The sequence below is a fragment of the Luteimonas sp. TWI382 genome (genome assembly GCF_039674545.1).
Taxonomy (GTDB): Bacteria; Pseudomonadota; Gammaproteobacteria; order Xanthomonadales; family Xanthomonadaceae; genus Luteimonas.
The window spans coordinates 152,215-174,532 of the sequence record NZ_JBDJNS010000004.1 but is presented as its reverse complement, the minus strand read 5'-3'; the positions used below and the strand labels follow the sequence as shown (position 1 = coordinate 174,532).

Here is a 22,318-nt window from a genome sequence, read left to right as displayed (position 1 = left end):
CGCCTGGGCGCGAAGTCGCCTCGACAATCGCTAGGTCCGCGGCGCCGCAGACGCGGCCCGGCGCGCACGCCAGGCCGCGATCCGGTCGCGCACGCCGAGCACGGCAACGAAGAAGACCGGCACGAAGAACACCGCCAGGACCGTGCCGCTGACCATGCCGCCGAACACACCGGTGCCGATGGCGCGCTGGGTCTCGGCGCTGGCACCGGAGGCCAGCATCAGCGGCACGACGCCGAGTGCGAACGCGAGCGAGGTCATCAGGATGGGGCGGAAACGCAGGCGCGCTGCCGTGACCGCCGCGTCCACGAGGGACCGGCCTTGGGCATGCAACTGGCGGGCGAACTCGACGATCAGGATCGCATTCTTGGCAGACAGTCCGATGATCGTGATCATCCCGACCTTGAAGAACACGTCGTTGGGCATCCCGCGCAGCATCACCGCCGCGACCGCACCCAGCAATCCCAGCGGCACGACCAGCATCACCGAGAGCGGAATCGTCCAGCTTTCATAGAGTGCGGCCAGCACCAGGAACACCACCAGCGCGGACAGCAGCATCAGCAACGGTGCCTGCGCCGCGGCCTGACGCTCCTGCAGCGATTGCCCGCTCCAGGCCGCGGCGTAGCCCTGCGGCAGTTGGCCGACGAGGCGCTCCATTTCCGCCATGGCTGTGCCGCTCGATGCGCCAGTCGCAGGCCGGCCGGCGATGCGGACGGCCGGGAAGCCCTGGAACCGCATCATCTGCTGCGGTGCGGTCGTCCATTGCGCCGCGACCACTTCGCGTAGCGGCACCATGCCGCCCGAGGCGTTGCGCACGCGCAGGCCCAGCACGTCTTCCAGGTGCAGGCGCGCTGCGGCGTCCGCCTGCAGGATCACCTGCTGCATCCTGCCGCGATTGGGAAAGTCGTTGACGTACAGCGAGCCCATGGCGGCAGACAGGGTGTTGCTGACACTGTCGAACGACAGGCCCAGCGCTTCGGCCTTCGTCCGGTCGATGGTCAACGCGATGCTGTCGCCGGGCGGAAGGCCGTCGGCGTAGACATCGGCGACCACGCGGCTGTCGGCAGCGAGCTTGAGCAATTGGGCCTGCGCGTCGAGCAGGGCGGCCTGGCCGCGCCCGCCGCGGTCCTGCAGCAGCATCGTGAAGCCTGACGAGGTGCCGAGTTCCTCGATCGACGGCGGCATCAGGCTCATGACCGTGCCCTCGCTGGTCGCGGCCATGGCCTCCTGCGCCCTGGCTGCTTCGTCGGCTGCGGTCGCATTGCCGCGGGAGGACCAGTCCTTGAGCATGGTGAACGCCATGGCGGCATTGGGTCCCGAGCCTGCGAAGCTGAACCCCTGAACGACGAGATTGCTCTTGATCGCGGGGCGGGTGGCGACATGCGCTTCGAAGGCCTTTACGACCTCCAGCGTCCGCGCCATCGTCGCACCGGTGGGTAACTGGATCGAGGTCATGAAGTAGCCCTGGTCCTCCTCGGGCAGGAAGGAGGACGGCACGTGACGCAAGCCCAGCACCAGGACGACGCAGATGGCCGCGAACACGAGCATGACGCGGCCGCTGCGCTTCACCAGCCCGGCGACCTTGCCGGCATAGCCGGCCGACATGCGCTCGAAGCCGCGATTGAAGGCCCCGAAGACGCCGCCACGGGCATGGTGGCCTGCCGGGAGCGGACGCAGCAGCGTTGCGCACAGCGCCGGCGTCAATGTCAGTGCCAGGAACGCCGAGAATGCGATCGAGACCGCCATCGAGAGCGTGAACTGCTGGTAGATCACGCCCACCGACCCGGCGCCGAACGCCATCGGGATGAAGACGGCGATCAGCACCAGGGTGATGCCCACCACGGCACCGGTGATCTCCTTCATGGCCTTCGAGGTCGCTTCCCGCGGTGACAGGCCTTCGCTCGCCATCAGCCGCTCGACGTTCTCGACCACGACGATGGCATCGTCGACGATGATGCCGATCGCCAGCACCATGCCGAACATGGTGAGCGTGTTGATCGAAAAGCCCGCCAGCAGCATCACGGTGAACGTTCCCAGCAGCGCGATCGGGGCCACGATCGCCGGGATCAGCGTGTAGCGGACGTTCTGCAGGAACAGATACATCACCACGAACACCAGCCCCATCGCCTCGAGCAACGTGTACATGACCTTCTCGATGGAGATCCTGACGAAGGGCGCTGTGTCGAATGGAATGGAGTACGCCATCCCGGCCGGCATGCCGGGTGCGAGTTCGGCCATGCGCGCGTGGATGGCCGCAGCAGTGCGGACCGCATTCGCGCCCGGCGCAAGCTGGACGGCCGCACTCGTGGCCGTCAGGCCGTTCTCGCGGTTGGCGAACGCGTAGGACTGCGCGCCCAGTTCGACGCGGGCGACGTCGCCCAGGACGACCTTGGCACCGTCGGCACTGGCGCGCAGCACGATGGCCGAGAACGCATCGGCGCTGGTCAGCTGGCCCTGCACGGTCAGCGGCACCGTGAGCCGCTGGCTCGCGGGTGCGGGCTCGTCGCCGATCCGGCCCGGCGCGATCTGCGCGTTCTGCTGTTCGATCGCGCGTGCCAGGTCGGCCATGGTCAGGCCGAATGCGGTGAGCTTTGCCGGGTCCACCCAGACGCGCATGGCCTGCTCGGCACCGAACAACTGGACGCGGCCCACGCCGTCGATCCGGCGCAACTCCTGCACGATGTTGCGTGCCAGATAGTCGTTCAGGGCGATCTCGTCGAAGCGGCCGTCGGGCGAGGTCAGGCCGACCATCATCAGAAAACCCGAAGCTGCCGATTCGACCTGTACACCTGACTGGCGCACGGCCTGCGGCAGCCTGGGCTCCACGGACTTGAGCCTGTTCTGCACATCGACCTGCGCCATCTCTGCGTCGGTCCCCGGCTTGAAGGTCGCGGTGATCTGTGCGGTACCGCTGGTGTCCACCGACGATTCGAAGTAGAGCAGATGCTTGACGCCCGACAGTTCGCGCTCGATCGGGCCGACGACCGAGTCGTCCAGCGTCTGCGGGGTCGCGCCCGGGTAGCTTGCGTAGATGCTGACGGACGGCGGGGCGACGGACGGGTAGCGGGCGATCGGCAGCTTCGGAATCGCCAGCAGGCCCCCCAGCACGATGAACAGGGCGATGACCCAGGCGAAGACCGGGCGGCGGATGAAGAATTGGGACATGTGGCGTCCTCAGTCGTGGCCGGCGGCGGGGCCGGCCTCGTTGCCGGCTGCATTCGAGCCGATCCGGGGCTGGGCGGCGGCCCCCTCTTGCAGGCGCTCCATGCCTTTGACGACGAGCCGCTGTCCCGCCTTCAGCCCGGTGACGATCCGGTAACGGCCCTCGATGCGTTCACCGAGCGTCACGGGTTGAAGGTGGGCGCGGTCGGAGGCATCGAGAATCCACACCCGCGGTTCTTGGCCGGCGCGTACGACCGCCTCCTCGGGCACGCTAAGTGCGGTGGGATACCGTGCCTCGATCACCCGAGCCTGCACATACATGCCGGGCAGCAGCGTGCGCGCGGGGTTCTCGACCTCGATACGCAACAGGACATCGCCCGTGCCGGCGTCCACACGGGTGCCCGAGAACAGCATCCGGCCGCGCAGGCCGGTCGGCTGTCCATCCAGCAGTACCTCGACGTCGGCGGCGTCGCGTGCATCCATGCGCTGGCGAATCGCTGCGCCGCGTCCTGCAGGCTGGCGGACATCCACGTAGACCCGGTCGATCTGCTGGATCGTGGCCATCGGCGTACTGTCGCCTGCGGTCACCAAGGCGCCTTCGGAGACCAGGGCCTGGTCGACACGGCCCGAAATAGGGGCGCTGACCCGGGAAAAGCCGAGATCCACGAGCCGGCGCGCCAGACTCGCTTGCGCCTGCGCGACGTCGGCCTGAGCCTGGTCGCGCTGCGCGACGACATCGTCGTACATCTGCCGGCTGACCACCTGGTCGCGCGCCAGGACCGCCAGGCGTTCACTGTGGATCCGAGTGCGACGGGCCTCCGCCTCCGCGCGGCGCAGGGCGGCGCGCGCGGTCTCGACGTCCGCTTGCAGCGATGCGGGGGCGATCTGGAACAGGGGCGTGCCGGCTTCGACTTCCGCGCCCTGCTCGAACAGGCGGCGCTGCACGATGCCACCGACCTGCGGTCGGATCTCGGCGGTTCGCAGCGCGGCGACCCGGCCGGGAAAATCGGCGCTGACCACCACCGGGGCCGGGACCAGAGTCTCGACGGTGACGCTGGGGGGCGCCGAAGCGCCGTCCGTGCCGGGCTGGCCGCCGCAGGCTGCGAGCAACACGACCGACACGGCGAGCGGGACGACGCATCGAAGGCATCGGAAAGGGAACATGGACCGCGAACTCCTGCGCGTCGGGCCGGGACGGTCGGCCGCTCGAGATTGCGAAGTCTAGTCGGCGGGCGTCGGGATTGAGTGCGAACTGTGTGGAGATAAGATGGAGGCCGCGCTCCGTTCAGTCCCTGGAAACCCGATGCCCTCCCGCGATTCGTGCACCCTGGCCGAATCCCTCGTGCTGATCGCCGAGGACGAGCCGGACATCGGCGAGATCCTGGCCGCCTATCTGCGGCGGAGCGGCCTGCGCAGCGTGCGCGCCGTCGACGGCGCCGATGCGCTGGCCAAGCATCGGACCCACCGGCCCGACCTCGTGCTGCTCGATGTGCAGATGCCGGTGATCGATGGCTGGCAGGTGCTCCGGGAGATCCGCCACCGGGGCACGACGCCGGTGATCATGCTCACCGCGATGGACCAGGACGTGGACAAGCTTACCGGGCTTCGGATCGGTGCGGACGACTACGTGGTCAAGCCGTTCAATCCGGCCGAGGTGGTCGCGCGGGTGGAGGCGGTGCTGCGGCGGACTCGGGTGCCGATGGCGGACGGCGCGCCGACGTTGCGGTGGGGTCCGATCGAGATCGATGCGGATCGCCATGCGGTCACGTTGCACCTCGACGATGGCCCGCGTGCCATCGATCTCACCCTGACCGAGTTCAGGCTGCTCGCGCATCTGGTGCGGACGCCCGAACGGGTCTGCAGCCGCGCCGAACTGCTGGCTGCGTGCCTGCCGGAAGGCGATACGCTGGAACGGACCGTGGACAGTCATGTCAGCAAGCTGCGGCGCAAGCTCGAGGACGCGGGCCTGGGCGGCGTGCCGGAGAGCGTACGTGGCGTCGGCTATCGCGCCGGCCGGTCCGCATGACACGCGCTTCGGGGCTGCGGTCCCAGATCGCGGTATCGCTGGCGGTGATGTCGCTCGGCTTGATGGTGCTGTCCATTGCCGGGTCCTATGCCTTCTACGCTTGGGCGTCGGCCTATGCGCCGACGATGCTCTCGCAGAGCTGGGTTCCGTCCGGTGCCGAGCTGGCCTGGATCGTGATGACCGTGGTCGCGGCCGTGGTCATTTCGGTCTGGGTCGCGATCCGGCTCTCGCGGCGCATTCTCAACCCCTTGAACGCAGCGGCCCACGGCCTGCGCGATATTGCGCGGGGCAACCTCCACGCCCGGGTCGCGCTCGGTGCACACGCGACCGGGGAGACGGCGCAGCTGGCGCAGGACGTCAATGCGCTGGCCGAGCGGTTACAGGCCGCCGTGCAGGAGCAGACGTTCTGGAATGCCGCGGTCGCGCACGAACTGCGCACGCCGGTCACGATCCTGCGCGGACGCCTGCAAGGCCTGGTCGATGGGGTGTTCGCGCCCGAGCCGGCCGTATTCGCGGGCCTGCTCAAGCAGGCCGAGAGTCTGTCGCGGCTGGTCGAGGATCTGCGTGTGCTGAGCTTGCAGGACAGTGGGCACTTCGAGATCGAGCTGGTGGCGGTCGATCTCGCCTTGGAGTTGCAGGGCGTCGCCGAGTCGTTCTCCGACCCCCTCGCCGCGGCCGGCTTCGAGTTGCGCGTCGAGACCAGCGTGCCGCCGCGGGTGACCTGCGATGCGGCACGCATCCGTCAGGCGCTCACTGCGCTGCTGGACAACGCACTCAAGCATGCGACGCCCGGCCCGCTGCTGCTGTATGCCCGCGTCGTTGGCGGCGAGACCTGCGTCGGCGTCGTGGATACCGGCCCCGGGGTGCCGAAGGCGCTGCGGCAGCACGTGTTCGACGCATTCCGGCGTGGCGATCCATCGCGATCGCGCGCAGGCGGCGGGTCGGGACTCGGACTGGCGGTCGTGCGAACGATCGCGGTCGCGCATGGCGGGCACGCAGGATGTCGCCCAGCACCGGGGCGCGGCAGCGATGTCTTTCTCGCATGGCCGTTGATCGAGGCGCGGCAGGCACCCGCTCACAGCAGACTGTTGCCGTCAGTCGGTGGGCCAGGAGAGGCGCAATGATCCCGTTCCTGCTGGTGTTCCTTGGCGGCGGCCTCGGCGCGGCATTGCGTCACGGCGTCAACCTGCTGGCGCTGCGCGCCGGCACGACGTTCCCCTACGGCACGCTGTGCATCAACGTCGTCGGCTCGCTGCTGATGGGGGTGGTCGTGGGGTGGTTCGCTGCGCGCAGTGGCCTGTCGCCGTCGCTGCGGTTGTTCCTGATGACCGGCGTGCTGGGCGGTTTCACGACGTTCTCGGCGTTCTCGCTGGAGGCAGCGCTGCTTTATGAGCGCGGGCAGTTGGGTCTGGCGGTCGCCTATGTGCTGGCGTCGGTCACGCTGTCGATCGGTGGATTGTTCGCGGGAATGGCGCTGGTGCGGGCGGTGTTGTAGCAGGGTCGAGATACCGGGTGTTCTTCGGGATGTTCCGAGGCCCTACCACCTGGCGTCACTGCTCGCCCCGCCCCGTGTCGCCTCGCGCGCCAGCCGACGCGCCTTCTCATACAGCGCGTTGGCGTGCGCGTCGTCGCCCTTGGCCGCGTACGCCTCGGCGAGGCTGTCCCAGGCATTGGCCGACATCGGGAACAGGTCGGCGCTCAGTGCGAACACGCGCAGTGCGGGGTCGGCACCGAAGTTCTCGCGGACGGGATAGCCGGTGGCATTGACGGTGCGCTCGAACGCGATGTCGTCGAGCAGGCTGGCTGCGCGGATCGCGCGCGCGCGTGCGCGCAGGTCGTCGTCTTGACCCGTGTCGAGAGCGAGGCTGCGTAACGTCTCGGCCAGGGCTTCGGCCGGGAAGCGTTTGGGGGTCATCGCGGCCAGGATGCTGTCCAGCAGCGTGCGCGACCAGACGTTGCGTGCGCTGCCGTTGGTCAGGTAGACGACCGTGTCGACGTCGCCGTCGAGGCTGCCCGCGAACAGCACGCGCACCCGGACCCGGGGGCCGCCATCGTGGCCGACCTGGCGGCCCGAGCCAGGTGTGGCGCAGTCGCAGTGGGCGCAGGATGCGGTCTTCGACGAGTTGCGGGTAGGGCTTGCCGCCGTCTGCGGCGAGCAGCGCCGCCAGGACGAGGTAGTTGGTCTGCGTGTAGCGCGTCCGGGTGCCCGGCGCGAACTGGAGCGGGGTCTGCGCGAGGGCGGCGAAGACGGCGCGTGCATCCGCCGGAAGCGCAGCCGGGGTGCCGTCCTGCGGTGCCTCGGAGTACTCGGGCAGGCCGGAGGTGTGGTCCAGGAGGTCGCGCAGGCGGATGCGCTGCCAGTGTGCCGGCAGGCCGGGCAGGGTCGCGCCGATCGGGCCGTCCAGGTCCAGTGCGCCCTGTTCGATACGCTGCATTGCCAGCGTGCTGGCGAACAGCTTGGCTAGTGAGTAGACGGGAAGTACGGTGGCCTCGGTGACCGGGGCGTGGGGGGTGATGTCGGCCTCGCCATCTGCGCCGCGAAACACGACCTGGCCGTTGCGCGCCACCAGCACGGCCTGGTCGGCGATGCCGTAGCGCTGCCGGTTGGTGTCCAGTTGCGCGCGGAGTGCCTGGGCGTCGGCATTGTCGGCCGATGCGGCACGGGGCAGGAGTAGCGCCAGCGCGAGCAGGGGAGCACGCTCGGTGCCCCCGGCCGAGGTCAGAGCGCCTGACCGCCCGAGACCTCGATGCGCTGGCCGGTGACCCAGCGGTTGGCGTCGCCGAGCAGGCTGGCGATCATCGGGCCGATGTCGTCGGGCACGCCGACGCGGCCGAGCGCGGTGATGCCGGCGAGCTGCTCGTTGACCTGCGGGTTGTCGCGCACGAGGCCGCCGCCGAAATCGGTCTCGATGGCGCCGGGCGCCACGGTGTTGACGGCGATACCGCGTGGGCCCAGTTCCTTGGCCAGGTAGCGGCTCAGCACTTCGACCGCGCCCTTGGCCGCCGCGTAGGCGGCGTAGCCGGGAAAGGCGAAGCGGGTCAGGCCACTGGACAGATTGACGATCCGGCCGCCGTCGGCGATCAGCGGCAGCAGCGTCTGGGTCAGAAAGAACGCGCCCTTGAAGTGCACGTCGACGAGGCGGTCGAACTGCGCCTGAGTGGTCTCGCCGAACGGCGCGGTGTCGCCGTGGCCGGCATTGTTGACCAGGTGGTCGACGGTCTCGCGCTGCCAGGTCTCGCGCAGCGCGGTGCGCAGGACGTCCGCGAAGGCCGGGAAGCTGGCGGCGTCGCCGACGTCGAGCGGGAACGCGCGGGCTTTGCGGCCGAGTGCCTCGATCTCGGCGACGACGGACTGGGCGTCGGCCTCGCCGCTGCGGTAGGTCAGCACGACGTCGCCACCGGCACGGGCGACGGCGAGGGCGGTGTTGCGGCCGAGGCCGCGGCTGGCGCCGGTGATCAGAGTGATGCGGGTCATGGGAGATCCGGGGTGCGTGGCGGGGAACTCACTATCGCGCCGCGTCGATCACAGAGGTTGCCGGAAGCTCGGCGATGCTTGCCTGATCCTCCAGTCGGCGGTCCGTCCCGGGCCCGGGAGGCGTAGGCTTGTGCCATGACCGCGTTGCTCGATCTGGTTCGCCACCACGCGCACACCCATGCGCCGGGCGGCGGCATCGCCGCGACCCCGATCCCCGGCTTGGCGGCGGTGCACGCGCTCGCGCCGAGCGGGCTGGCCCACGACATGCAGCGTCCGCTGGCCTGCCTGGTGCTGCAGGGCGCCAAGGAGGTGACGATGGGGGCGCGCACGTTCGCGTTCGCCGCCGGCGACACGCTGGTGATCGCGGCCGATCTGCCGACCCAGAGCCGGATCGTGCAGGCCAGCGCCGCGGCGCCGTACTGCTCGCTGGTGATGGAGATCGATCCGGCGATCGTGGCCGATCTGGTCGCCGACATGGACGCCGCACCGGACCTGGTTGCCGCGCCGATCGGCGTGGAGCCGACCGACGCCGAGCTCGCCGAGGCGGCGCTGCAGTTGATGCGGCTGCTCGCACGGCCGTCGGCACTGCCGGTGCTGCAGGCCCAGCATGTGCGCGAGATGCATTACTGGTTGCTGGCCGGGCGGCATGGGCCGGCGATCCGGCGGCTGGCGTGGCCCAGCGGCAGCGCACAGCGGGTGGCGCGTGCGGTCGCGGCCCTGCGCGCCGGCTACGACCGGCCGTTGCCGGTAGAGCAACTGGCGGCGATGTCCGATATGAGCGTGTCGGCGTTTCATGCGCATTTTCGCGCGGCGACCTCGCTCACGCCGTTGCAGTTCCAGAAGCGGCTGCGGCTGATCGAAGCGCGACGCCGGATGCTGGTCGATGGCATTCCCGCAGGCATCGCCGCGTACGGCGTGGGCTATGCGAGCGTGCCGCAGTTCACGCGGGAGTACGCGCGGATGTTCGGCCAACCGCCGGTGCGCGAGACCGACGCGGCGCGGCAGCGGGCGCAGGCGCCATGAGCGCGGGCCTGCGTTTGTTGCTGGTCGGTGCGACGGGCCTGGTGGGTCGCCACGTGCTGACGCAAGCCTTGGCTGATCCGCGCGTGGCGGCGGTAATCGCGCCGGCGCGGCGTAACGTGCCCGGGCACCGGAAACTGCAGTCGCCGCAGGTGGACTTCGATCGCCTGCCCGACGATGCGCCCTGGTGGCATGTCGATGCGGTGATCTGCACGCTCGGCACCACGATCCGTGCGGCCGGTTCACAGGCTGCGTTCCGCCGCGTGGATCATGACTATCCGCTCGACATCGCACGCCGCGTGCAGGCGCACGGTGCGCGTGCATTCGCACTGAATTCGGCGCTGGGTGCGGACGCGGCATCGCGGGTGTTCTACAACCGGGTCAAGGGCGAACTGGAACGCGACCTCGCCGCAGTCGGTTTCGACTCGCTGACCTTCGTGCGGCCTGGGCTGATCGGTGGGGCGCGCGACGAGTTACGTTTGGGCGAGCGGGTTGCCGGCGTCGTGCTCGGCGCACTCGGTCCGCTGCTGCCGCCACGCTGGCGCATCAACCCGGCGCCGCGGATCGCCGCTGCGCTGTTGAACGCCGCGGTCGACGCCTCACCAGGTCTGCACGTCGTGGGCTCGGAACGGCTGGGCTGAGGCGCTTGTTGGGACAGGCGCGTATCGTCCTCGATCTTGGCATCAGCGTTCGCTGCGCCTGCGTGTTCAAGTCACGGTGTCTTGCAGTGTGATCTCCGGCGCGCGTCCGCTCCCACCCCAGCCCTCCCCCCATCCGGGGGAGGGAGCACGATGCGAAGAGCCCGCCCTCGCGTGGAGAAGCCCTCCCCCGCGTGCGGGGGAGGGTTGGGTGGGGGCGGGCCTGTGTGGAAACGCCCGCAGCGCCGCATGCCTAGCGCGTGAACCCCAGCCCGGTCGTTTGCACGCGTACGCGCGCGAGGATGTCGTCGGACGTCATGTACAGCGTGCGGCCGTCGTCGCCGAAGGCGCAGTTGGAGATCGCGCCGCCGGTCTCGATGCGGCCCAGTCGCGTGCCGTCGGGCGCGAACACCAGCACGCCGCCGGGGCCGGTCGCGAAGACGGTGCCATCGCTCGCGACGGCCATGCCATCGGGCAACCCGGGCGCGTCGTCGGTCATCAGGTCGCTGGCGTCGGCGAACACACGGCGCCCGGACACTGTGCCGTCCTCGGCCAGCGCGTAGGCGTACCAGAGCGGCGCCTCGGGGTCGGAGCTGGCGACATAGAGCGTGCGTTCGTCGGGCGACAGCGCAATGCCGTTGGGGAAGGGGACGGTGGCGTCGAGCAGATGCAGGCCGCCGTCGGGCGCGATGCGGTAGACGCCGTTGACATCGAGTTCCTTGGCCGGCGAGTCGTTCATGCCCACCAGACCGTACGGCGGGTCGGTGAAGAACACGCTGCCGTCGCCGCGCCGGGCGATGTCGTTCGGGCTGTTCAGGCGCTTGCCGTCGAAGCGCTCGGCAAGCGGGGTCTTGTGCCGGGTCGCCAGATCGAGGCGCGCGACCAGCCGATTGCCCGAATCGGCCAGCAGCACGCTGCCGGCGGGTTCGGCGAGCAAGCCGTTGGCGCCGGCCTCGCGCAGTTCGCCGGTGTCGGGGCCGTCGTAGCCGGACGGCTCGAGGAACACCGAGACCCCGTCGGCCTCGGACCAGCGGTGCATGCGGTTCTCGGGCACATCGGTGAACAGCAAGTAGCCGCCGTCGGCGATCCACGCCGGCCCCTCGGACCAGGTGAATCCGTCGGCGAGGCGTTCGATGCGCGCATCCGGCGCGACGACCGCGTCGAAACCGGCGTGCCAGCGGGTCAGGCGGCCGAGTGTCGACGCGGCATCGGCATCGGCGTCGGCATCGGTGGACGACGTCGGCGCCGCGCAGGCGGCGAGCAGGGGCAGGGCGAGCAGCAGCGCGGGCCATCGCATGGGCGTGCGGTTTCCGGTTCGGGGCCGCACAGGATGCAACGTCCGGCGCGCAGTGGCGAATCGCCGATGCGCGCGCGGCGCAGATGGACGTTCGCATGCAGGAGGAAGCCAGGCCTGCCCGCAGCTTGCTGCGCGCCGGCAGGCGATGGCAGCCCTGGAACGGACATGCGAAGCTTCCCCGCTCGTGGCCGGCCCCCGCCGTGCCGACCACCCCACAGGATCCGTGTGAAGACCCCCCAAGGCCTGCAGGCACTGATCGACGACGGCGTGATCGACGCCGTCGTGCGTCCGCTCAAGAGCGGCAAGGAAGCGGCGGTGTACGTCGTGCGCAGCGGCGACGAAGTGCGCTGCGCGAAGGTCTACAAGGACATGGCGCAGCGCAGTTTCCAGCAGCGCGTGCAATACCAGGAAGGCCGCAAGGTGCGCGGTAGCCGCGAGGCGCGCGCGATCGGCAAGGCCAGCAAGTACGGGCGCAAGCAGCAGGAAACCGCCTGGAAGAACACCGAGGTCGACGCGCTGTACCAACTGCGCGCCGCCGGCGTGCGCGTGCCCGAGCCGTTCGGTTACGTGCACGGCGTGCTGGTGATGGAACTGGTGACCGATGCCGACGGCTTCTCGGCGCCCAGGCTGGGTGAGGTCGCGCTCGACGCCGACCAGGCCCGCGACTATCACCGCGCGCTGGTGCGCGAGGTGGTGCGGATGCTGTGCTGTGGCCTGATCCATGGCGATCTGTCGCCGTACAACGTGCTGGTCGACGCGCACGGTCCGGTGGTGATCGATTTCCCGCAGGTGGTCAGCGCGGCGGGCAACAACGCCGCGCGCACGATGCTGCTGCGCGACGTCAACAACCTCACCGCGTACCTGGGGCGCTCGGCGCCGGAGTTGCTCGACACCTGGTACGGCGAGGAGATGTGGGCACTGTTCGAGGCCGGTGCGTTGGCCCCCGATACCGTGCTGACCGGCCGCTTCACCCCCGAAGCCGGTGTGGTGGATGTCGACGGCGTGCGCGATGCGATCGAGGACGCACGGCAGGAGGCGCTGATCCGCCAGCAGGGCCGTGAGGCGGCGGACGCGGAGGATTAGGCTGCAGCCTCAGAACTTCTCGCCGACCGGCAGGTAGCGCCAGGCGCCGGGCGGCATCGCGCCGTCTGGGCCTTTGCCCAGCGCGATGCGTCCGATGCGCAGGCGGCGAATCGACACCACGTCCAGGCCGACCTGCGCGCACATCGCGCGCAGCTGGCCGTCGCGCGCGCCCTTGATCGCAAAGCGCAGCCGGGTCTCGTTCTGCCAGCTGACCTTGCACGCAGGCAGTGTGCGACCGTCGATCTGGATGCCGTGCGCGAGCTGGCCCAGGCCGTAAGGCCCCAGCGTGCCGGCGACCTCGACGATGTACTCGTGCTCGATCTGGTCGGCATCCTCGGTCAGCCGGCGCCAGACGCGGCCATCCTGGGTCAGCACCATCAGCCCGCTGGCCTCGGTGTCGAGCGGCACCAAGGGCGTCAGACGATGGAAATGGCGCTGCAGCAGGCGTACACCGCTCGGGTCGTCGGCCCAGCGCGCGTCCGGCGTCGCCAGCGCGACGGCCGGTCGTGGTCCATCGATCGCATCGATGCTGGCCGGCTTGTGCAGCAGCAGTGTGGCAGGCTCCACCGCTTCCACGCGGGCCGCCGGGTCGAGCGCGACCTGCTCGACGGTGACGCGATGTTGCGGCGCCTCGACCACGACGCCGTCCACCGACACCCAGCCGTTGCGGATGACCTGCTCGGCCTCGTTGCGGGACAGCGTGAACAGCTCGGCGACGCGATGAGCGAGACGGACGGGATCAGGCATGGTGGGTGTCGGGATCGGGGCCGGGCAGTGTAGCGGGCGGTGCGCCGCGGACTGGCCTTGGCCGCGCCCGACGCAGCAGGCACGTCCGAAGGCGACACGCGCCGTCTAGCGCGCCGCCAGCCGCATGCGCAGGTCTTCGACCTGGGCCGCGTCGAGTGCCCGCTTGGGAATCAACTGAAAATTGTGGTCGGTGAGAAACAGCACGAACAGGTCCGGGCTTTCCTGCCAGGCCACATAGGTGCCCCACGCCACCCGGCTCTCGACACCGCCCTGGCGCGCCCGATAGGCGGCCTCGTCCCAGTGCGCGACGACCGGCTCGCGCACCAGCGCCTCGCGCCCGAAGCGCTGGCGCACGATCAGTGGGGTCAGCAGCAGCGGCAGGCCGAACGCGAACACCACGATCGTTGCCGCTGCGACGAGCGCGATCCACGGCAGATTGCCGGCGAGCTCGGACCACGGGACGCCGAGGATCAGCGCAAGCCCGCTCACCACGAGCGTTCCGACTAGCCACAGCAGCGTCAGGCGCCGGCGCGTACGCCGGTCGCGCATCGCGCGCAGCAGTTGGACGCGCGCACCGCGCCGGTGGTCGCGCTCGTCGAGCGTGAAGGTGGTCGTGCGATCCATGGCCGACGTTGCAAGAGCTGGGCGCCCGATGCTAGCGCGTCGTCGTCTCCGGCATCGCCAGCACCGCGTCCAGTGCGGGTTTCGGCTGGCGATCGCGGTCGAACAACAGCGGATAGTTGGTGCGGTTGGGGACGGGGTAATCGTTCTTCCACGACATGCCGTCGTGCACGCCCCAGACGGTGACGCGGTCGATGACGTCGCGCTTGCGATAGAACAGCGCGAACAGTTCGGCGTAGCGTTGCGCGAGCTGACGCTCGACATCGGCAGGCAGGCCGTCGGGGTAGGGGTCGAGGTAGCGCTCGAACTCCTCGAGCTGGAACTGGGGGTGCGCCAGCCCGGTGCCGATCACCTGGCCCTCGCGCGTGAGCGGCAGCACGTCGATGTCGAGCTCGGTGATCATGACCTTGACCCCGAGCGCGGCGTAGGCGTCGATCGAGGCTTCGATGTCATCCAGCGACGGGTAGTGCAGGCCCCAGTGCGCTTGCATGCCGACGCCGTCGATGCGGATGCCGGCGTCTTGCAGCATCGTCACCAGGCGCACGATGCCGGCGCGCTTGGCCGGGCGCCAGGTGTTGAAGTCGTTGTAGTAGAGCTCGGCGTCGGGGGCTGCGCGCGCGGCGGCAGCGAAGGCGTCGCGCACGACGGTGTCGCCGTCGCCAAGCGCACGTGTCCAGACAGTGTCGCGATACGCACCGTCCTCGCCGACGATCTCGTTGACGACATCCCAGGCGTGCACGCGCCCCACATAGCGGCCGGCGACGGTGGCGACGTAGTCGCGCAGGCGCGATGCCATCGCGTCGGGCGCGAGCGGGGCGCCGGCGGCGTCGTGGAAGAACCAGTCGGGCGTCTGGTTGTGCCAGACCAGGGTGTGGCCGACGATGAACTGGCCCTGGCGCTGGCCGAAGTCGACGAAGGCGTCGGCGGCGTCGAACTCCCAGGTGTCGGGCGCGGGATGCAGCACCTCGGCCTTCATGACGTTCTCGGCGGTGATCGCATCGAAGTGCCGCGGGACCAGTGCCTGCGAGCGCGCGTCGCGGCCGGCGACGATGTCATCGTTGACCGCGGTGCCGATCCGGAACGCACTGGCGTAGGCGCGTTTGAGCGTGCTCGGCGGCTGCGCCTGCCGCGGCGCGGCGGCCGCATCCAGGGCGGCGGATGGCGGCGCGGCATGGGCGGCAGCGGACAACGCGAGCAGCGCGGTCGTCAGGAGCAAGCGGCTGAGCGTGGGTGCGGGCATGCGATCTCCGGCAGGGTGGGCGGACGTGGCGCGGCGCGTCACAGCCGATACGCCTGTTTGGGCAGGCGATAGGCGAGATCGACGGCGACCTCGGCCGCCGCGTCTTCGTCCAGGCGGTGCTCGGCGACCAGTTTGGCCAGGAACGCGCAGTCCACGCGTCGGGCGACATCGTGGCGTGCTGGGATCGACAGAAATGCGCGGGTGTCGTCGTTGAAGCCGACGGTGTTGTAGAAGCCTGCGCTGCTGAGCGTCTGTTCGCGGAAGCGCCACATCCCCTCCGGGGCATCGTGGAACCACCATGCCGGCCCGAGCGACAGGCACGGCCAGTGTCCGGCCAGCGGTGCGAGCTCGCGTGCATAGGTGCTCTCGTCGAGCGTGAACAGGATCAGCCGGAAGTCGGGCGCGTTGCCGGCGACGTCGAGCAGCGGCTTGAGCGCGCGCACGTATTCGGTGCGCAAGGGAATGTCGGCGCCCTTGTCGCGGCCGTAGTGCTCGAACAAGGCGCGGTTGTGGTTACGGAAGCACCCCGGATGGATCTGCATGACCAGGCCGTCGTCCAGGCTCATGCGCGCCATCTCGGTTAGCATCTGCGCGCGAAACAGTTCGGCCTGTACCGGCGTGGCATCGCCGCGTACGACGGTCTCGAACAGTCGGCGCGCCTCGCCCAGCGGCAGGTCGGCGGTCGCGCAGGTCGGGTGGCCGTGGTCGGTCGAGGTCGCCCCCATCTGGGCGAAGAACGCCCGGCGCGTGCGGTGGGCGCGCAGGTAACCGGCCCAATCGTGCACGTCCTCGCCGGTCAGTTCCCCGAAGCGCGCGAGCGCCTCGGGGAACTGTTCGTGCTCCGGATCGATCACCGCGTCCGGGCGATAGGCGGTGATCACGCGGCCGGACCAGCCACTGGCGCGAATCGTGGCGTGATGGTCGAGCGGGTCGAGCGGCGACTCGGTGGTCGCGATGACCTCGATGCCGAAGCGCTCGAACAGCGCGCGCGGCCGAAACGCCGGCGTCGCCAGCGCGTCGGTGATGGTGTCGTAGTAGAGATCGGCGGTCGCCCCGGATAGCCGCACGCGCAGGCCGAAGACCTCGAAGAAGACATGGTCGAGCCACAGCGAGGACGGCGTGCCGCGGAACAGGTGGAAGCGCTCGGCGAGCAGGCGCCAGGCCGCGCGCGGCTCGACCGCTGCGCGCGAGCCATCGGCACGTGGAATGCCGAGTGCGTCCAGGTCCACGCCCTGGCTGTGGAGCATCCGGAACACGTAGTGGTCGGGCACCAGCAGCAGTTCGGTCGCATTGTCGAACGGCGCATCGGTCGCAAACCACGCCGGATCGGTGTGGCCGTGCGGGCTGACGATCGGCAGCCCGGCGATCTGTGCGTACAACCGACGCGCGATCGCACGCTGGCTCGGCTCGGGCGAGAACAGGCGATCGGGATGAAGGGCGAGTGGGGCGTGGGCGGTCATGGAGGGTCTTCTTCGAGGCGGTGCAACCGCGCGTCTGCGGGCGATCGGGGGTTTGAGGACTGCGTCAGTCGTCCACGTGTGCGTTCTTGAAGGCGCTCAACGCGGCACACTCGCCGGCGGTCCGAGCAGGGTCGCGGGTCCGCCGTCGCGGACGATCTCGATGCGCTGCACGACCACGGCCGGATCGATGCGCCACAGACGCAGCGTCTGCGCACCGGCCTCGACGCGGTGGCGCGAGGTGGCAACGTGCACGCTGTCGGCGACCGCGCGTTGCCAGGCCGGGAAGTCCGGATGGCCGGGCGTCGGGTCCAGGCGCAGGGTCAGCACCTGCGGCGCGGCGGTGTCGAACGACACCGCGAGGCGCTGGCCGCCGCGATGCGCGTAGTCGAGTGTGGGCGACAGCACGACGCGGACCTCCACCTCGCCGGCGGTCTGCAGATGCACCGGATACTCCAGCCAGGCGCCATCGGGTCCGGGCTCGCTGGATGCGGCGGTGATCGGCACCGTGGTCACGCCCGCGCGGGTGCGGCCCAGGTGCGGAATGGTCTCCCAGGCCAGGCCGTCGGGCGCCACGGCGCGCGCGTAGTCGCCAGCCTCGATCGCGATGACCCCGCCACTCTCGACGAAGCCTGTCATCGGCCCGGTCGAGGCCGGCCGGGTCACCGGCACCGCCACGCGCACTTCGGTGCGGTCGCTGCCCAACAGGTCGATGTAGGCGACCTCGGTGCCCACAGGCACCGCCTGCCAGTCGATCTCGATGCGCAGCGGCTGGGCGTCGGTGACCTCGGCAGCGGCTGGCGTCACCTGCAGCCAGGCCGCCGATGAGGTGGCGGTGTAGCGGAACGGCGCCGCGCCGCGGTTGAATACGACGACCTCCGGGGCGCGCGCGGCCTGCGGGTCGAGCACCGGCAGCCGTGCGATCTCGGCCGGCACCGGCCAGCCGCGCGGATCGCCCTCGACCGCGACGCCCATCGTGCCGCGCTCGCGCACGTCGATGCGCGCCAGCGCCGGCAGCACGTTGCGGTCGGGCATCTGCCAATGGGTGTAGCCGATGCGCGGCTGCGACATCATGTGCACCCATTTGCCGCCGGCGATGTCCTGCTCGTAGATGCGCGCCAGTTCGGCATCGCGCGCGAACAGGCGCTGGGCTTCGTCCGCCCAGGCGTTCGTCGACGCGCGGCCCTGGTCGGCATACAGCCGGTTGCGCGCGACTGCGATATGGAACCGGTTGAGGTTGGCACTCGCCAGCACCGGGTAGGCGACCAACTGGTACCAGGCGTCGCGCTGCGCGGCGGGCAGCGCGGCGCCGACGCGCTCGGTCTTCTCGACCAGGGCATCCCATTCGGCCAGCACGCGGTCGGCTTCGCCGAAATGCAACAGGCTCCAGGTGTCGGCGGACACCAACTCGGGCTTGCGGCGCGCGTTGTACTGGGTGTAGCGGGTCAGGATCTCGCCGATCTCCGCGGCATGGGCGGCACCGAACTGCTGCGCGGCCCAGGCGGCGGGGTAGGCCGCCAACGCGTCGCGGGTCATCGCGTCGGGATTCCAGGCCTGGTCGAGGAAGAAGCCGATCGGCAGCTCCATCGGCTTGATGTCGCCGACGTTGACCACCCACAGCCGATCGACGCCATGCGCATAGGCCAGGCGCATCTGCTCCCAGACGCGCTCGATCTGGGTGGTGTTGAGCCACTTGTAGTTGCGCGGACCGCCGACGTAGTCGAAGTGGTAGTAGACGCCGTAACCACCGGCGCGGCGGTCGCCGGGCGCTGGCAGCCGGCGCAGGTTGCCCCAGTTGTCGTCGGCGAACAGCAGCGTGACATCGTCGGGCACCTGCATGCCGGCATCGAAGTAGTCCTGCACCTCCTTGTACAGCGCCCAGACCTGTGGCGTGTCCTGCGGCGGCCGGCCGGTGACGTCGGCGAGGATTCGCCGCTGGTCGGCGACGATGCCCTCCAGCAATGGGATCGCCGTGCCCTCGGCCATCGGCTCGTCGCCGTCGCCGCGCATGCCCAGGGTCACGACGCTCTCGTGGTCGCCCATGCGCGCGATGCCGGTGCGCCAGAAATCGCGCAGCCGATCGGCGTTCTTGGCGTAGTCCCAGGGCCCGGCGCCATGGCGCGACCATTCGACGTGCGCGCGCATCATCGGCTCGTGGTGGCTGGTGCCCACGACCACGCCCATCTCGTCGGCGAGTGCGGCATTGCGCGGATCGTCGTCATAGAACGCGCGGCCCCACATCGCCGGCCACAGGAAGTTGCCCTTGTGGCGCAGGATCAGCGTGAACACCCGCTCGTAGAAGCGATGGTTCGGGCCGCCGTAGGTCGCCTGCATCCAGCCGCCGAGCGCGGGGTCCTCGTCGTTGATGAAGATGCCGCGGTAGCGCACCACGGGCGCATCGACGAAGCGGCCGGGCGCGACGTGCAGCGCGGCGTGGCGAGGGGCCGGCACGTCGGCCCACCAGGTCCACGGCGACACGCCGATGCGGCGCGAGAGTTCGTAGAGGCCGAAGATCGTGCCGCGCCTGTCGGCGCCCGCGATCACCAGCGCCCGGTCGATACCCGGTTCCGGGGCGTCGACGACCTGCAGCAGGTGGCCTTCCCAGCTGCCGGCGACGCCGGAGACGTCGAGGCCGCGCTCGCGCACGATGCGGTCGATGCGCGGGCTGTGGCCGAGGGTGCCGGCGATGATCGCCAGTGGCGTCGGAGCCTGGCGCGCCTCGGCGCCGGCGACCGCGGCCAGGTCGTCGCGCAGATCGCCCGCCGCGCGCAGGACGCCCGGATCGTCGGCCGTGTCGATCAGCACCGGCACCGGCCGGCCATCGACGATCAGCGGCAAGGCGCCAGGGACGGCGGTCTCGCAGACTGCCGCGGGCCGCGCGCAGTCGGACGCGTTTCCGGTCGGGACGACAGCCAGGGCCGGGCATGCGGCGGCGATCAGCGGCAGCGCGGCTGCAGCCAATCGCCGTTTGATCCGGGCGCCGGCGGTGTGCGTGGTGAACGCCAATGACGCCATCACTGCGCCTCGCCCCGCAGGTAGCGGCGCAGCCACGTCAGCGCCGGCCGCTCGCTGCCGTCCTCGCGGATCAGGTAGGCGCCTTGCTCGTCGCGCCACAGGCCGCGTCGGAACCCCCACATGGTCACCCCCTTGATTGCAGGGTGCTCCCAGAACATCGGGAAGATGCGCTGCATGTCGCGCAACTGGGTCGCGTCGTCGGGCCCGTCGATGTCGAGTTCGGTGACATAGACCGGCAGCCCGGTCGCGCCGAGCGCATCGAGATTGCTGCGGTGCACGTCCATCGCGGTGTCGGTCGTCGTCGAGAACGCATGGCCCTGCACGCCGATCGCATCGACCAGGTGCTCGGCCTGCAGCAGGCGGACGATCTCGAGATAGCGTCCGGTGGCCTGGGGATCGTTGGTCACGCTGTACTCGTTGATCATCAACTTGGAATCGGGGAAGTGCCGGCGTGCGAGCCGGAACGACTCGAGGATCCAGTCCCAGCCGCTCTCGCCGTCGCCGCCCAGCGCCTCGATGTAGTGGCCGCCGCCTTCGTCGTCCTTGGACGGCGGGTCGTGCAGCGGCTCGTTCACGACCTCGACGAAGTCGATGCCCGGGTAGCGCGCAGCCACGGCCGCGAACCACTGCTCGATCTCGGCGCGCTGCTCGTCGGGCGACAGCGTTTTGATCCATTCGGGTTGCTGGTTGCCCCAGACCATCACATGCATCTGGAACGGCAAGCCATGGGCCTTGGCAACCTGCCAGGCCGCGTCGAGGTCGTCCCAGACCATCACGTCGCGCTCGGCCTCGACCTCGCCCCACTTGCCGCCGTTCTCCGGGGTCACTTTGTTCCAGTAGTCGGTGAAGCCCTTGGCCTGCGGCGGGCTGTAGGCGCCGCCGAGGAACTTGTCGTGACCGTGCGCCAGCGCCGTGGACGCAGGAGCAGGGGCGGCGGCATCGGTCGGCGGTGCTGTCGGCCGCTCGCCACAGGCGGCGAGGGCGAGGGCAAGCGCGCCGATCAAAGGCAGGCAAGCGGTCTTCATTGCATCAGGCTCCCGAATTCGAACAGAACATCGCAACCGTTGGTTGGGCGCTCGCGGGCCGCGGCGCCGTGGACCGGTGCAGCATCAGGCACGCCGGCCGTCCAATTGCGCCGGTTCCAGGCGCGGGGCGAGCAGGTGTACGACCAACAGCGCCAATAGATAGGCCGAACCGGCCATCAGGAACACCGGCAGGTAGCTGCCGGTGGTCTGCAGCAGCCAGCCGGTGAACGTGGCGATCATCATGCCGCCGATCGCACCGGCAAAGCCGCCGATGCCCACGACCGAGGCCACCGCATGGCGCGGAAACATGTCCGAGGTCAGCGTGAACACGTTCGCGGACCAGCCCTGGTGGCCGGCGGTGGCCAGGCCGATCAGCGCCACCGCCAACCACAGGTTGTCGGCCTGGGCGGCGAACATGATCGGCACCACGCACAGCGCGCAGACCAGCATGGCCCCCTTGCGCGCACGATTGACGCTCCAGCCCAGGCGCAGGAAGCGTCCAGCCAACCAACCGCCGAGGATGCTGCCCACGTCGGCCAGCAGGAAGATCGCCACCAGCGGCAATCCCAGCGCCAGCAGAGTCAGACCGTACTCGGCGTTGAGGAACTTCGGCAGCCAGAACAGGAAGAACCACCAGATCGGATCGGTGATGAACTTGGCAGCGACGAAGGCCCAGGCCTGGCGATGGCGCAGGATGTGCCGCCAGGGCACCTTCGTTGCCGGCTCGGGCGGATCGCTGCGAATGTGCGCCAGTTCGGCCGGCGACAGCGCAGGTTGTTGCTCGGGGGTGCGATAGGTCAGCAGCCAGACGGCCAGCCAGGCGGCACTGAGCGCGCCGGTGAACAGGAACGCCGCCTGCCAGCCCCAGGTCACCGCCACGACCGGCACCAACAGCGGGGCCACGATCGCGCCGATGTTGGAGCCGGAGTTGAAGATGCCGGTCGCGAACGCGCGTTCGCGCCGCGGAAACCACTCGGCGACCGTCTTGATCGCGGCCGGGAAGTTGCCGGCCTCGCCCAGGCCCAGCAGGAAGCGCGCGACCACGAAACCGGCCACACTCGCGGCCAGCGAATGGCTCATCGCCGCGATGCTCCATACGCAGATCGCGATCGCGTAGCCGGCCTTGGTGCCCAGCCGGTCGATGATGGCGCCGGCGCACAGCAGCCCGATCGCGTAGGCCGCCTGGAACGCGGTGACGATGGCACCGTACTGCATCTCGCTCCAGCCGATCTCCTCTTGCAGGAATGGCGCGAGTACGCCGAGCACCTGGCGGTCGATGTAGTTGATGGTCGTGGCGGCCAGCAGCATTGCGCAGACGCGCCAGCGGTACATGCCGATCTTCGCTGCCGGCGTAGCGGATGCGGCCCGGTCGGCGCCGCTCATCCACGTGCCCCGGTAATCTCATTTGCGACCGCATGTGGCCGCGCTCCCCGAATCGGTGCCATCGCCTCCCTCCAGGCGTCGTCCGTGTCGTCAAGAATTGGTAGCGCTATCATTATCACAGCATGTGGACGA

At 69.9% G+C, this 22,318-nt stretch carries 18 protein-coding genes and 1 pseudogene; 6 read left to right on the top strand and 13 right to left on the bottom strand.

What is annotated here, in order from left to right; all coding sequences use genetic code 11:
• Window positions 1–30: 30 nt before the first annotated feature.
• On the bottom strand, window positions 31–3,162 hold the full coding sequence (locus ABE505_RS04465) for a multidrug efflux RND transporter permease subunit (protein ID WP_346443793.1): 3,132 nt from the start codon (window positions 3,160–3,162) through the stop codon (window positions 31–33).
• Between the two features lie 9 nt (window positions 3,163–3,171).
• Window positions 3,172–4,323: an efflux RND transporter periplasmic adaptor subunit gene (locus ABE505_RS04460; protein ID WP_346443792.1), complete on the bottom strand. Its 1,152-nt coding sequence runs from the start codon at window positions 4,321–4,323 to the stop codon at window positions 3,172–3,174.
• A 139-nt stretch (window positions 4,324–4,462) separates the two neighbouring features.
• Here ABE505_RS04460 and ABE505_RS04455 point away from each other — a divergent pair, with 139 nt between their 5' ends.
• Genes ABE505_RS04455 through crcB form a run of 3 tightly spaced genes read left to right on the top strand, consistent with a single transcriptional unit; the run spans window position 4,463 to window position 6,680 of the window.
• The gene (locus ABE505_RS04455) at window positions 4,463–5,185 is read left to right on the top strand and encodes a response regulator (RefSeq protein ID WP_346443830.1); all 723 of its coding nucleotides are present in this window, start codon (window positions 4,463–4,465) and stop codon (window positions 5,183–5,185) included.
• The gene (locus tag ABE505_RS04450) at window positions 5,182–6,309 is read left to right on the top strand and encodes an ATP-binding protein (RefSeq protein ID WP_346443791.1); all 1,128 of its coding nucleotides are present in this window, start codon (window positions 5,182–5,184) and stop codon (window positions 6,307–6,309) included. The genes ABE505_RS04455 and ABE505_RS04450 overlap by 4 nt, the downstream gene beginning before the upstream one ends.
• Window positions 6,306–6,680 (top strand): fluoride efflux transporter CrcB, encoded by a 375-nt coding sequence (gene crcB / locus ABE505_RS04445; RefSeq protein WP_346443790.1) that lies wholly within the window; start codon window positions 6,306–6,308, stop codon window positions 6,678–6,680. The genes ABE505_RS04450 and crcB overlap by 4 nt, the downstream gene beginning before the upstream one ends.
• A gap of 42 nt (window positions 6,681–6,722) precedes the next feature.
• Here crcB and ABE505_RS04440 read toward each other — a convergent pair whose 3' ends face one another.
• From ABE505_RS04440 to ABE505_RS04430, 3 genes and pseudogenes are all read right to left on the bottom strand, one after another.
• Window positions 6,723–7,217, bottom strand: coding sequence for a hypothetical protein (locus ABE505_RS04440; protein ID WP_346443839.1), 495 nt, complete (start codon window positions 7,215–7,217; stop codon window positions 6,723–6,725).
• A gap of 79 nt (window positions 7,218–7,296) precedes the next feature.
• A pseudogene (locus tag ABE505_RS04435) lies at window positions 7,297–7,752 on the bottom strand (serine hydrolase domain-containing protein); the annotation flags it as partial.
• Between the two features lie 152 nt (window positions 7,753–7,904).
• Window positions 7,905–8,660 (bottom strand): SDR family oxidoreductase, encoded by a 756-nt coding sequence (locus ABE505_RS04430; protein WP_346443789.1) that lies wholly within the window; start codon window positions 8,658–8,660, stop codon window positions 7,905–7,907.
• Window positions 8,661–8,795: 135 nt separating this feature from the next.
• Here ABE505_RS04430 and ABE505_RS04425 point away from each other — a divergent pair, with 135 nt between their 5' ends.
• Together ABE505_RS04425 and ABE505_RS04420 are read left to right on the top strand one after the other, a co-directional pair.
• A complete protein-coding gene (locus ABE505_RS04425; RefSeq protein ID WP_346443787.1) occupies window positions 8,796–9,683 on the top strand; it encodes an AraC family transcriptional regulator in 888 nt (295 codons plus the stop codon).
• Window positions 9,680–10,321 carry an NAD-dependent dehydratase gene (locus ABE505_RS04420; RefSeq protein ID WP_346443786.1) on the top strand — a complete coding sequence of 214 codons (642 nt, stop codon included), beginning with the start codon at window positions 9,680–9,682 and terminating at the stop codon, window positions 10,319–10,321. Before ABE505_RS04425 ends, ABE505_RS04420 begins: the two co-directional genes overlap by 4 nt.
• A 250-nt stretch (window positions 10,322–10,571) precedes the next feature.
• Here the strand turns inward: ABE505_RS04420 and ABE505_RS04415 are convergent, their stop codons facing one another.
• Window positions 10,572–11,615, bottom strand: a complete 1,044-nt coding sequence (locus tag ABE505_RS04415) for an SMP-30/gluconolactonase/LRE family protein (protein WP_346443784.1) — start codon at window positions 11,613–11,615, stop codon at window positions 10,572–10,574.
• Window positions 11,616–11,840: 225 nt separating this feature from the next.
• Between ABE505_RS04415 and ABE505_RS04410 the strand changes: the two genes are divergently transcribed.
• The gene (locus tag ABE505_RS04410; RefSeq protein ID WP_346443783.1) at window positions 11,841–12,698 is read left to right on the top strand and encodes a PA4780 family RIO1-like protein kinase; all 858 of its coding nucleotides are present in this window, start codon (window positions 11,841–11,843) and stop codon (window positions 12,696–12,698) included.
• A gap of 9 nt (window positions 12,699–12,707) precedes the next feature.
• Here ABE505_RS04410 and ABE505_RS04405 read toward each other — a convergent pair whose 3' ends face one another.
• The 7 genes from ABE505_RS04405 to ABE505_RS04375 all read right to left on the bottom strand — a co-directional run bounded on the left by ABE505_RS04405 (window position 12,708) and on the right by ABE505_RS04375 (window position 22,186).
• Window positions 12,708–13,445 (bottom strand): rRNA pseudouridine synthase, encoded by a 738-nt coding sequence (locus tag ABE505_RS04405; RefSeq protein WP_346443782.1) that lies wholly within the window; start codon window positions 13,443–13,445, stop codon window positions 12,708–12,710.
• 105 nt (window positions 13,446–13,550) lie between these two features.
• Complete coding sequence (locus tag ABE505_RS04400) at window positions 13,551–14,069, bottom strand: YcxB family protein (RefSeq protein WP_346443780.1); 519 nt, start codon at window positions 14,067–14,069, stop codon at window positions 13,551–13,553.
• A gap of 31 nt (window positions 14,070–14,100) precedes the next feature.
• Window positions 14,101–15,306, bottom strand: a complete 1,206-nt coding sequence (locus ABE505_RS04395) for an endo-1,4-beta-xylanase (RefSeq protein WP_346443779.1) — start codon at window positions 15,304–15,306, stop codon at window positions 14,101–14,103.
• Between the two features lie 38 nt (window positions 15,307–15,344).
• Complete coding sequence (gene uxaC / locus ABE505_RS04390; protein ID WP_346443778.1) at window positions 15,345–16,766, bottom strand: glucuronate isomerase; 1,422 nt, start codon at window positions 16,764–16,766, stop codon at window positions 15,345–15,347.
• 96 nt (window positions 16,767–16,862) lie between these two features.
• Window positions 16,863–19,778: a glycosyl hydrolase 115 family protein gene (locus tag ABE505_RS04385; RefSeq protein ID WP_346443776.1), complete on the bottom strand. Its 2,916-nt coding sequence runs from the start codon at window positions 19,776–19,778 to the stop codon at window positions 16,863–16,865.
• A complete protein-coding gene (locus tag ABE505_RS04380; RefSeq protein ID WP_346443775.1) occupies window positions 19,778–20,803 on the bottom strand; it encodes an endo-1,4-beta-xylanase in 1,026 nt (341 codons plus the stop codon). The genes ABE505_RS04385 and ABE505_RS04380 overlap by 1 nt, the downstream gene beginning before the upstream one ends.
• 84 nt (window positions 20,804–20,887) lie before the next feature.
• Window positions 20,888–22,186 carry an MFS transporter gene (locus ABE505_RS04375; RefSeq protein ID WP_346443774.1) on the bottom strand — a complete coding sequence of 433 codons (1,299 nt, stop codon included), beginning with the start codon at window positions 22,184–22,186 and terminating at the stop codon, window positions 20,888–20,890.
• Between the last annotated feature and the right edge of the window lie 132 nt (window positions 22,187–22,318).